General features: G+C 28.2%; 11 protein-coding genes. 1 reads left to right on the forward strand and 10 read right to left on the reverse strand.

Features of this window, described 5'->3' with window-relative positions; all coding sequences use genetic code 11:
- Positions 1–62: 62 nt before the first annotated feature.
- From treR to nifV, 9 genes are all read right to left on the reverse strand, one after another.
- Entirely contained in the window at positions 63–776 is a 714-nt protein-coding gene (gene treR / locus JJC01_16130) for a trehalose operon repressor (GenBank protein UDN57682.1), read from the reverse strand.
- Positions 777–1,099: 323 nt separating this feature from the next.
- Positions 1,100–1,795 carry a CPBP family intramembrane metalloprotease gene (locus JJC01_16135; protein ID UDN60196.1) on the reverse strand — a complete coding sequence of 232 codons (696 nt, stop codon included), beginning with the start codon at positions 1,793–1,795 and terminating at the stop codon, positions 1,100–1,102.
- A 28-nt stretch (positions 1,796–1,823) separates the two neighbouring features.
- A complete protein-coding gene (locus tag JJC01_16140) occupies positions 1,824–2,135 on the reverse strand; it encodes a DNA-binding protein (protein ID UDN57683.1) in 312 nt (103 codons plus the stop codon).
- Between the two features lie 189 nt (positions 2,136–2,324).
- Positions 2,325–2,846 carry a nitroreductase family protein gene (locus JJC01_16145; GenBank protein ID UDN57684.1) on the reverse strand — a complete coding sequence of 174 codons (522 nt, stop codon included), beginning with the start codon at positions 2,844–2,846 and terminating at the stop codon, positions 2,325–2,327.
- Positions 2,847–2,943: 97 nt separating this feature from the next.
- On the reverse strand, positions 2,944–3,438 hold the full coding sequence (locus JJC01_16150; GenBank protein UDN57685.1) for a GNAT family N-acetyltransferase: 495 nt from the start codon (positions 3,436–3,438) through the stop codon (positions 2,944–2,946).
- Between the two features lie 33 nt (positions 3,439–3,471).
- Entirely contained in the window at positions 3,472–3,921 is a 450-nt protein-coding gene (locus tag JJC01_16155) for a MarR family transcriptional regulator (protein ID UDN57686.1), read from the reverse strand.
- A 242-nt stretch (positions 3,922–4,163) separates the two neighbouring features.
- Positions 4,164–5,156 carry an isocitrate/isopropylmalate dehydrogenase family protein gene (locus tag JJC01_16160; GenBank protein UDN57687.1) on the reverse strand — a complete coding sequence of 331 codons (993 nt, stop codon included), beginning with the start codon at positions 5,154–5,156 and terminating at the stop codon, positions 4,164–4,166.
- 20 nt (positions 5,157–5,176) lie between these two features.
- The gene (locus tag JJC01_16165; protein UDN57688.1) at positions 5,177–7,102 is read right to left on the reverse strand and encodes an aconitate hydratase; all 1,926 of its coding nucleotides are present in this window, start codon (positions 7,100–7,102) and stop codon (positions 5,177–5,179) included.
- Between the two features lie 24 nt (positions 7,103–7,126).
- Positions 7,127–8,320, reverse strand: coding sequence for a homocitrate synthase (gene nifV, locus JJC01_16170; protein UDN57689.1), 1,194 nt, complete (start codon positions 8,318–8,320; stop codon positions 7,127–7,129).
- Between the two features lie 474 nt (positions 8,321–8,794).
- Here nifV and JJC01_16175 point away from each other — a divergent pair, with 474 nt between their 5' ends.
- Complete coding sequence (locus JJC01_16175; protein ID UDN57690.1) at positions 8,795–9,904, forward strand: DEAD/DEAH box helicase; 1,110 nt, start codon at positions 8,795–8,797, stop codon at positions 9,902–9,904.
- Positions 9,905–10,198: 294 nt separating this feature from the next.
- Here JJC01_16175 and JJC01_16180 read toward each other — a convergent pair whose 3' ends face one another.
- Complete coding sequence (locus JJC01_16180; GenBank protein UDN57691.1) at positions 10,199–11,389, reverse strand: hypothetical protein; 1,191 nt, start codon at positions 11,387–11,389, stop codon at positions 10,199–10,201.
- Positions 11,390–11,951 lie beyond the last annotated feature (562 nt).

Raw genomic sequence — 11,951 nt, forward strand, 5'->3', positions numbered from 1 at the left:
TCATTAGAATTTTGATTTAACAATTGAGGGTACAGTACAAAAAAGACACTCTTTTTATATAATTAAAGATTTCTTCTTCTTGCAAAATCTACAAATCTAAATGTATCAACTCTATGTCTAGATTCATGATACTGAAATAATCTTGTATCTTCTAAATAAACTTCACTTCGTATCACTACAACATGTGTGTCTGTTCCAACATCTAGCAATATTTTATCTTCTTCTGTAACAGGAGCTACTGTTACTTCTTTATTTGCATAACCTATTTTTAGTTCTAAATTTTTCTCTATATAATTAAATATTGAACTTTGAACCGCTGTTAATGGTATTTCTGGTATTATTTCAGATATAAAGTAATCTTTATCTAAAATAACAGCTTCTCCATTAATTTTTCTAAGCCTTTCAACTGCTATAATCTTAGTTTTTGTATCTATATCTAGTTTTTTACAAATTTCTAAAGGCATAATCTCCTTTTTATTTTTTAGTACACTTATTTCTGTATCTAAATTTTTATTCTTTTGTAATTCATTGAAACTAATCAACCCTGACCCTTCTATTTCAAATTTATTTATATCTAAAACAATAGCCCCTTTACCTTGTTTTTTTTGTATAAACCCCTTCTCTAGTAAAAGCGACTGTGCTTTTCTAATAGTTTCTCTTGATACTCGATATTTTTGAGCAAGCTTTACTTCTGTTGGTAAAAGCTCTCCTACTTCATATACATTATTTCTTATATCTTTCTCTAAATCTAAATATATTTCATAAAATTTCTTCAAGTAAATCACTCTCATTCATAATTAGTTTTAGTTTGTACACTCATCTTATTTTATATAAATATCATATTATTGGCTAACCTGTCAAATAGTCTTCTTAATATTTAAAAAAATAAATTGTATAAGTAATACAATTTATTTCTTACTTGTGATAGAAAATATATTTACATTCAATTTGTATTGTAGCAATTTATCCAGTTCTTATATAAATTTATTAAAATAACTTCATACAAAAAAATAAACTCCAGATACTAGAGTTTATTTTATATATGTAGCTATCATTTATTCTCTTCATGCACTTATTACAATTATTTAAGTATATATAATCATATTATCTGTCTAGTAAGTATAGTAAACAGACTTCTCAATATTATACAAAAGCTTACATCTTTAAATCTTGACTTAACAATACCAAGTATAATACCAAAAACAGTACCTATAATAATTTTTGAAATAACAACTTCAAATGTATAGTAAGAGTTATTATATAACATTATGTAATTACGTATAACATCTATATATCCTATATTATAAATACCAGATAAGATAGATGTTATACATACAACTTTACTCTTTGATTTTATAAAATTGTTTAAATAATTCCAGATGTACTCTCTAAAAAATAATTCTTCAAATACTGGAATTATTAATACAGATAAAGTCATCATAGTTACATTAAAAAACATATAGCTTCTATTATAATAAATTGAGATTACAGCTAGAGATAAGACTACTATAAAAAGTATCAACTTACACCTTTTTATAAGTACACTATCTTTATTTTCCTTGAAAGCTTCTGTAATCTTTCTATTTCTCATTTTATTATACAAAGAACTATTTTTCAAAAATAAAATTAATGATAATCCAACTAGTGTAAAAGAAATTAAATTTACAATATTAAAATTTTCAAGAGTAAATTCAAATTGACTTAGAAGTATATAATTTAAAATCATTCTTACTATCTGAACTATGAACATCAATGAAATAGAATCTATTATACATTTTTTATAACTATACTTCATCCCCAATTTAAATCACCCCATGTGTATACTAATCGTAAAGTCCATTTAGTACTCTACTCACAGTTGCTTTACTCCAACTTGTTTCACTTGAAATTTCTTTATAGCTTAAACCATCTCTTCTCAAGTTTTTTATATTATTTATATCATCATCAGTAATTTGCTTTTCCTTTGGCTTAAGACTATTTTTATAACTTCTAAGTCTATCTAATTCTGATTTCAAACTATCTACTTCAAATTGTTTTTTTTGAAGCTTACTCTCATAAGAGTCTCTCATTTCATTAAATTCTTTGATGTAATTTACTTTCCAATCCTCATCAATTTTTGTTTTAAATATACCCATATTTGAACCTCCTTAAATTTTGTTACTATAGTTATGTATCGATTATAAACATTAATTTCTATACTTATCTTTAAAATCCTTGTACATAACCCTTATATAAGTTAGTAAAATTCAGATATATTTTTACAATTTTAAATATATATTAACAATATCAAAAAAACATACTGTCTTAATATAATATATTATACATTAAAATTTATTAAAATGGACTTTTTCATAATCCAAATCAGAGTCACAGTATGATTTTTTTTCTTCATCAGGGTAGCCTATAGAAATTATACATTCTACACTGTACTTATCAGGTATGTTCAGTTCATCTCTAATATATTTATCAGCATCTATACTATCATCATGCATCCTATTTCTTACCTGTATCCAACAAGAACCTAATCCAAGCTCATGAGATTGAAGCTGTATATATGAAGCAGCAATACTTGCATCTTCTATCCAAACATCATTTTTTTCTTTATCTCCAATAACTACAATAGCTAAAGGTGCATTTTTTAGGAAAAACCCACCACCTTTAGTCCTACACTGAGATAAATTAGTCAATGTTTCTTTATCGTCTACCACGATAAATTCCCATGTTCTAAGTCCCTTTGATGATGGTGCTAAAAGAGCCGCTTTTAATATCTTATCTAACTTCTCTTTTTCTACTTCAACATTTTTATACTTTCTAATACTTCTTCTTTTTTTTAGAAATTCAATCATCTAAATCAACCCTTTCATAATAGCATACATTTGGCTTACATTATTCCCCTACTAGTACTAAAAATGTATCCTTTAGCCTTTGTATGATAAATACTTTTTATAATATTTTATCATAACAATAGAAAGATTTCTCTTTTCCTAGGAAACTCATTTCACCAATTTTAATAAAGCCACATTTTATAAGCAATGAATTCATCTTTGAGTTTATTGAATATGTATCACTCTTTAAATATGATACATCGTTTTCTTTAGCTAATTCTTCAGCAAAATTAACTAGTCTAGATGCAATTCCCATCTTTCTAAAACTTGGATTTACTGCCATTCTATGTACTACCATAGCCTTATCATTAGATGACCAATTTAAATCTATATATTCTTTAGGTTCATCATAATTAATACATATAAATCCTGCTATTTTTCCATCTACTTCTTCTACATATAAATCTTGTTTCTCAATGTCAGAAATAAAGTCTTTATCTGATGGATAATTTTCATCCCACTGTGTATTATTATAGCCTTTCATTTCTTCTACTGTTGATTTTATAATTCCCATAATACTATCTAAGTCACTTATATTTGCTTTTCTAATCATAAAAATATCTCCTTATATTCATCCATTAATTTATTATCTTTTTACTCTAAACCATTCTTCTTCTATATTTTTTCTCATTTTCTCTAGTATATTATTTGCTGTTTGCTTCTCTTCATCTGTAAGATTATTAAAACATATTTCTATACTTCTATTTTCTTCTTCAATTATTAGCTCATATACTTCTAAAGATTTATTGGTAGGAGTTAAATTGTATCCTCTTTTGTCAAACTCATCTTGCTTTTTATCTACATATCCAGCTTTTATTAACTTCTGTATAGCTTTAGTTGTAGTGGCCTTATCTACTTTTAACACATTTGATAATTCTACAAGGTTTATTCCAGGATTTTCACAAATTCGTGTTAAAAAAGTAAATTGCCCTTTTTGTAACTTTAATTCTTTGTACTTCATATCATTTATTGAATTTACTGCTCTAGATAAAGTACCAACTTCTCTTAATATATTACTGTCTAAAGTTTTAATCAAATACACCTCCAATCAATATCTCTAAATTCAAAATATTTTTAGTTGAACTTTCAACCATATTTGTATATTACCATATATTGGTTGAATACTCAACTAAAAAAACAATCTTTTTACATTTATTTTTGTTTTTGACTGGATGTTTACAAATATATCATTACAAAACTAAATTAAGAGCTGTTAATTGTCCCGTATACAATTAACAGCTCTTTTTAAAACTTACATCATATTATTATAAACAACAACTAAATATACTTACATACCTCATCTGCAAATTCGGTAGTTGAAGCTGAACCACCTAAATCTACAGTTAATTTGCTTCCATCAAGAAATACTTTTTCTAGAGCTGTTTCTATCTTTTGTGCATTTTCATATTCTCCTAAATATCTAAGCATCATTACTGATGATTGAATAAGCGCTGTTGGATTAGCCTTATTTTGCCCAGCTATTTGTGGAGCACTTCCATGAACAGCTTCAAATATAGCACAATCTTTACCAATGTTTGCACTTGGAATTATACCCAAGCCTCCAACAAGACCAGCTCCTAAATCAGATAGTATATCTCCATAAAGATTTGGCATTACCATTACATCATAATTTTCTGGATTTAAAACTAAGTTCATAGCTGCTGCATCTACAATTAAATCATCATACTCAACACCATGTTTTGATGCTACTTCTCTAAATACATCTAAAAACAAACCATCAGACATTTTCATTATATTCGCTTTATGTATAGCAGTGACTTTTTTTCTCTTGTTATCTTTAACATAGTTACATGCAAAGTCAACAATTCTCTCACTTGCTCCTCTTGTTATTATCTTTATACTTTCAGCTGCATAATCACCTATCTTATGCTCTATACCAGCATATAAGTCTTCTGTATTTTCCCTTACTACAACTAAATCAACATCTTCATATCTTGACTTTATACCTTTAAAACTCTTAATTGGTCTTAAATTAACATATAAATCTAATGCTTGTCTCAAAGTTACATTTACACTTCTAAACCCTTTCCCCACAGGAGTAGTGATTGGACCTTTTATAGCTATTTTGTTCTTTTTTATACTATCTATAATATATTGAGGAAGTGGAGTTCCATATTCCTCAATAACTGCTTCTCCTGCATTAACTTCTTCCCATTCTATCTCTACTCCAGTAGCTTCTACAACCTTTTTCATAGCTTTCGCAACTTCTGGACCTATTCCATCTCCTGGTATAAGTGTCACTTTATACATCAATATTCCCTCTTTTCATATTAATTAGCTTGATTCTTAGTGTAATTTAATTTTCCACCTGCTTTTAATACATCAACTTCTTTTGCTGATAATTCTACTTTAACTTTGAAAGAAGCTCCTTTACTTATATTCTTAACCTCTAAAACACCACTATCTAAATTATCTAAAATATTTGGTATTTCCAGATTATCTAAAAGAGATAAATTTTCATAATCTTTTTCATCACAAAACTCCATTGGAATTATTCCACTGTTTATTAAATTGGCTTTGTGTATTCTTGCAAAACTTTTTACTATTACTCCTTTAACACCAAGATATAATGGTGCTAAAGCAGCGTGTTCTCTGCTTGAACCTTGTCCATAGTTGTCTCCACCAATTATAAATCCACCATTATTATCTTTTGCTCTTTGAGGAAACTCTGTATCCACAGTATTAAAACAATAGTTTGCAAGATATGGTATGTTACTTCTAAAAGGAAGTAACTTGGCATTTGATGGCATTATATGGTCAGTAGTTATATTATCTTCTGTCTTTAATATTACGTTTCCACTTATAGACTCACTTAGTTCTGTGTTAAGAGGGAAAGGTTTTATATTAGGACCTCTAACTACTTCTACATCACTTCCTACATCAGAAGGCTTTATTATCATACTATCATCTATTAAAAATTCACTTACATCTAAGTTTTCAAATTTAACATCAAATTCTCTTGGGTCTGTAAGTTCTCCTTTTATAGCACTTACTGCTGCTACTTCTGGGCTCACTAAATATACTTGTGCTGATAGAGTTCCACTTCTTCCATAGAAGTTTCTATTGAAAGTTCTTAAGGATACAGAATCAGTTCCTGGAGATTGCCCCATACCTATACATGGCCCACAAGAGTTTTCTAATATTCTAGCTCCAGCACTTATTATATCTCCTAAAGCTCCATTTCTAGCTATCATTTCCATAACCTGTCTTGAGCCTGGTGCTATTACCAAACTTACATTCTTATGAACTTTGTTTCCTTTTAAGATTTGAGCTACTTTCATTAAGTCTTCATAAGAAGAATTTGTACAGCTTCCTATCGCAACTTGGTCTATTTTTATCTTTCCTATATTTTCAACTTCATCTACATTATCTGGACTATGAGGCTTTGCAGCTAATGGTTTTAATTCATCTAAGTTTATAGTAATCTCTTCATCATAAACTGCATCTGAATCAGGTTTTAGTTCCATCCATGCATCTTCTCTTCCTTGACTCTTAAAAAACTCTAATGTTTTTTCATCACTTGGGAATATTGAAGTAGTTGCTCCAAGTTCAGCTCCCATGTTTGTTATTGTGGCTCTTTGTGGAACAGATAGATTTTTAACTCCTTCTCCTCCATATTCGTAGACTTTACCTACGCCCCCTTTTACAGTTTGTTTTCTCAACACTTCTAATATTATATCTTTTGAAGATACCATATTATTTAATTTTCCAACTAAGTTTACCTTACAGACGATTGGTGCTTTTATATAGTATGCTCCTCCTGCCATAGCTAGAGCAACATCCAATCCCCCAGCACCAATAGCCATCATACCAACACCACCAGCAGTAGGCGTGTGACTATCAGAACCCAAAAGTGTATCTCCTGGTGTTGAAAATCTTTCTAAAAATACTTGATGGCAGATACCATTTCCTGGTTTAGAAAAATAAACACCGTATTTGTCAGCTACTGTTTGTATATATTTATGGTCATCTGCATTTTCAAATCCTTGTTGTAACATATTATGGTCTACAAATGCAACACTTCTTTTTGTTTTTACTTTATCTATGCCCATAGCTTCTAATTGAAGATATGTCATTGTTCCAGTGGAATCTTGTGTTAAAGTCTGGTCTATTTTTATCCCAATTGAATTGCCAGCAACAGCCTCTCCATCCACTATATGTTTTTTGATTATTTTATAAACTATATTATCTCCCATACTTTCCTCCTAAACAATTATATCTTAAATATATGAACCTCTAACTGCTTCTTCTTCTGTTGTACCTTTTTCATGTGCTAGTATATCACAATATAATTGAAGAATCTCTTTATCCATCAAACTTCTTTTCAATCTTATAGATGTAGCTCTTATTGCATTTAATAATTTGGTAGCGTTTTCTGGAGAAATATACATTTCATATTCACTCAATTTATTTATTACTGCTGCTCTTCCTGAATGCTTTCCTATTACTATTTTTCTTTCAAGATTTACTTCACTTGGGTCAAATGGTTCATAGTTATGTGGGTCTTTTAATGCTCCATCAGCATGTATACCAGATTCATGTATAAACATATTATCTCCAACTACTGGTTTCCATGTAGGAAGTATTCTTCCTGATGCTTGTGACACATATTCACATATTCCTCTAAATTTTCTAGTATCTACGTTATTTAAATCACATTTATAGATGCATTTAAGTGCCATTAAAACTTCTTCTAATGCTGCATTTCCAGCTCTTTCGCCTAAGCCATTAACTGTAACTCCAACATAATTTGCTCCTGCTGCTAATCCTGCAAGTGCATTTGCAGTTGCCATACCAAAATCATTATGTGTATGCATTTCTATGTCAAAATTAGTTCTTTCGTAAAGAGTTTCTATTGCATTTTTTATAGAAAAAGGATTCATAACTCCTACTGTATCACAATATCTAAATCTATCTGCTCCTGCTTGCTTTCCAACATTTATAAACTCAGTTAAGAAGTCGATATCCGCTCTTGAAGCATCTTCTCCATTTACTGAAACATATAATCCGTTTTTCTTTGCAAATTCAACTGTCTTAGCCATATTCTCTAAAACCCAACCTCTAGAAGTTCTAAGTTTATTTTCTATATGAATATCAGATACTGATATTGATATGGCTACTGCATCAACACCACAAGAAATAGATTCTTCAACATCTTTTATCACTGCTCTATTCCAAGCCATTATATCTGCTTTTAAATTTCTATTACATATGTGCTTTATTACATTTTTTTCGTCTCCACCCATAGTAGGTATACCAACTTCAATTTGGTCAACACCTAAATCACTTAACATTTCAGCAATCATTATTTTTTCTCTATTCGCAAATACAACCCCAGCTGTTTGTTCCCCATCTCTTAAAGTAGTATCTACTATTTTGATTTCCTTTGCTCTATCTTTTGATATAATGCACATATTAATGCCCCCCTTAGTATACATTTAGTTTTAATAATATTAGGTCTTATCTTTCAGTGATGTCTCTAACTTTTGATTATTTTTTTATTTTTTATTCATTTTAATTTCATTTGCAATTTATTTTTTTAGCTTTTCATATCTTGTAATCTATTATATTACTTTATATTAATTATTGCACTATATTTTTTCCTTTTTGTGAAAACTTCTTAAAAATGAAAGTTATTATGTTTTTCTTGCATTTTAATTTAATTTATAAATAGATTTATTTTCAAAAAACCTTTTAAAATAAACCTATAAAATTCTAGCTAAAATCTAATTTAATCTACACTATATTTTAAGAGTTATACACTATATTTTTAAACTATATAAATAATAAATAAATAATAATCGAAAAAATTACTAAAAATACTTACAAATATGATATTATTAATTGATTAATAAAATAGAAAATTTTTCATGAAAGGTAAGATAATAATGGATTTTAAGAGCTTAGGAATTAGCGAAAATACTATAAATATTATAAAAACATCAGGAATAACAACACCTACACCTATACAAAAAGAAAGTATCCCCTTAATAAAATCAGGAAAAGATGTCATAGCCGAAGCGCAGACTGGGACAGGTAAAACACTGGCTTTCCTGCTTCCGATATTTGAGAATATATCATTAGATGTAGATGATATACAAGTACTTGTACTGTCTCCAACTAGAGAACTTGCTATTCAAATAACAGAAGAAGCTACAAAACTTAAAGAATCTAAGGATATAAATATTCTAGCAGCTTATGGTGGAAAAGACATTGGTTCTCAGATAAAAAAACTAAAAGGAAATATTCATATGATTATAGCTACACCAGGTAGACTTCTAGACCACTTAAATAGAAAAACAATTGACCTTAGCAAATTAAAAACTTTTGTTTTAGATGAAGCAGACCAAATGTTGCTTATGGGATTTAAAAATGAAGTTGAAGCTATTTTAAAAGAAACTTCAAATAAAAAACAGACATTATGCTTTTCTGCAACTATGGATTCTCAAGTTAAAAAATTAGCTTATAGATATACAAAAAATCCTGTTGTTGTTTCTATTGAAAAAGAAGAAATTACTCTTACTAATATAAAGCAGGAAGTAGTAGAAACTACAGATAGAAAGAAATTAGATGCTTTATGCAGTGTTTTAAATGAAGACAATCCTTTTATGGCTATAATATTCTGTAGAACTAAAAGAAGAGTTGACAACCTTGAAGAGGCTCTTGCTATACGAGGATATAATTGTCAAAAGTTGCATAGTGATATTGCACAATCAAAGCGAGAAAGAATAATGAAATCATTTAGAAATTTAGAAATACAATATTTAATAGCCACAGATGTAGCTTCTCGAGGTCTTGATATATCTGGAGTAAGTCACATATATAATTACGATTTACCAGAAACGCCTGAAGACTATATTCATCGTATTGGTAGAACTGGTAGAGCTGGAGAACAGGGTTATACTTGTGCTTTTATTGACCCTAAAAATGAGAGAATGTTAAGTGAAATTGAAACAGCTATAGAATCTAAAATTAATAGAAGAATTATAGAATTATAATATATAAGGCAACTATCAAATAATAAAACATATTTTCAATATTTATTGTATAAATAAAGACAGTATAAATAAAAATTGAATAAAGTCATAAATAAAAATGTATGCGTACTTATCCTAGATAAATTCACATACATTTTTATATTTTACTTTATTTTCATATCATTTCATTTTAATAATATTGTTAACATCATTTTAAATTTTTTCTGCTATTAATATTATATTAATTTTTCACTTAAATCATCATTAATGAATCTTTTCTAGACCATCTTTTTATACTTAAACTACTAATTTATACTATAAATTCTCAACATTCTCATCTAAATCAGCTGGCCACTTAGCCTCTGGATGTTCTTTGGCAAATTTCTTATTCTTATAGTGACCTAATGTTAGAAAAGGTATAACTATAGTGAATAGACCAAGATAGCCACAATACCCATATCCATACTTAACTATGTTACTTAACCCTGTCAAAGATATAAGCATTGATACTACCATTATTGCACATGCTGTAAATACTCTTCTTTTCATTTTTGAAGAAAGGAAAGAAAGCGCTTTATGGTCTTCAAATCTATTTACAAGACCAAATATTGTAGTTACTCCTGTAGACATCAAACAAAGGAATAGTGCTACATTATAAATTATGTATATAGTGTTATTTCCAGATTGACCTGCAACATAAAGAGTAGGAAGAGTTGTTTGCCCAGCAGCAGTAAATTCTCTATACCATCCCATTAACATAGTTACAGCAAGCCCCAACGCAACTGCATTCATAACAAATGAAACTAGCATTGCTTTAGTAGCTTCTTTGGAATTTTTAAGAAGTGGTCTTGAACAGCTTGCAAGTGTAGGTATAACAACTGATTGGAATCCTGCATAAATAAGAGTATTAAGTATTGGCTTAAAGTATCCAGGTGTGAAGCTCGTTTTATTTGAAAATATTTCAGATATTTCTGGTACCTTAGCTTTTATACCCACTATGAAAATAGTAAGAGTACATACTAATATAGCTATTGTCATTGCTGTTGCTGCTTTAGATACAAGCATAGCTCCAAATATAGTAAAAACAAGAAGTACAATTCCGATAATAAAGACAGCTATAAAATAATTAATTCCTATACTTTGGAAAACTGCTGCTGCACCTGCTATAACAGCACTTACAGCTATTAAAACCATTAAATAATAATATATCTCCCATATTATTTCAAGCTTTGGATATGGATTCCAAAGTTCACAAAATAAGTCCTTATAATTCTTACAATTATTATTATTATACATTATAATAACTTCTCTCATAGTGGCAGTAAGTATAATCATTGCTAAAATTGCCATGAGTGGTGCAATCCATCCATATTGCACATAATACTGTGTTTCTTGATTACCTGTAGCAAACCCTCCACCTGCATGCGAACTAAAAAGAACACTTGCAACTCCAAATATAGCTAGAATAGAGCCTGTTGCTTTTGCTTTTTTTACATTTTTTTGCATAAAATCATCCCCTCTAGAAATAATAGTAAAAATTTATAATTTAACATACATTTGACAAAAGAATAACATTTTTGTCAAGTTAATTCAACCGTAATTTTTCTAAAAATTTACAATTTTAATTTTTTTATTTCTAATTAGGTAAATTTTATATATTTATTTTATTATTATGAATTAATAATATTTTTATATCCTGTTATTTTATATGAAATCGTTTTTACAGTGTTAAATTTTTTACAAATCAATTTCTATAATTAGAAAATACTTAACATACCTATAATGGTCATAATTATTTATTACTGTATTTGCGTTCTTATTGAAATCATTAAGATTTATATATAAAAATAAATTTATATTTAAAATAATATTGTATTTAGATAAACTAATTTAATTTATTTCTCTTATATCATTATTATTAATACATGATATAATTATCTACTAATGAAAATACTAAATAATTAAAAATAACTCTTCTTTCAACAAATTAATACTATACATTTCTATTTATCTTAAAATAAATACATAATATAAAAAAGATACTTTCTTTTAGAAAGTATCTTTTTGC

The organism is Clostridioides sp. ES-S-0010-02 (assembly GCA_020641055.1).
GTDB lineage: Bacteria > Bacillota > Clostridia > Peptostreptococcales > Peptostreptococcaceae > Clostridioides.

What these genes read in the sequence shown, in the direction of transcription:
- JJC01_16135 (UDN60196.1), bottom strand. Translation starts at nt 1,795, where the DNA reads ATGAAGTATAGTTATAAAAAATGTATAATAGATTCTATTTCATTGATG.
- JJC01_16165 (UDN57688.1), bottom strand. Translation starts at nt 7,102, where the DNA reads ATGGGAGATAATATAGTTTATAAAATAATCAAAAAACATATAGTGGAT.
- nifV (UDN57689.1), bottom strand. Translation starts at nt 8,320, where the DNA reads ATGTGCATTATATCAAAAGATAGAGCAAAGGAAATCAAAATAGTAGAT.
- JJC01_16175 (UDN57690.1), top strand. Translation starts at nt 8,795, where the DNA reads ATGGATTTTAAGAGCTTAGGAATTAGCGAAAATACTATAAATATTATA.
- JJC01_16180 (UDN57691.1), bottom strand. Translation starts at nt 11,389, where the DNA reads ATGCAAAAAAATGTAAAAAAAGCAAAAGCAACAGGCTCTATTCTAGCT.
- JJC01_16140 (UDN57683.1), bottom strand. Translation starts at nt 2,135, where the DNA reads ATGGGTATATTTAAAACAAAAATTGATGAGGATTGGAAAGTAAATTAC.
- JJC01_16145 (UDN57684.1), bottom strand. Translation starts at nt 2,846, where the DNA reads ATGATTGAATTTCTAAAAAAAAGAAGAAGTATTAGAAAGTATAAAAAT.
- JJC01_16160 (UDN57687.1), bottom strand. Translation starts at nt 5,156, where the DNA reads ATGTATAAAGTGACACTTATACCAGGAGATGGAATAGGTCCAGAAGTT.
- JJC01_16150 (UDN57685.1), bottom strand. Translation starts at nt 3,438, where the DNA reads ATGATTAGAAAAGCAAATATAAGTGACTTAGATAGTATTATGGGAATT.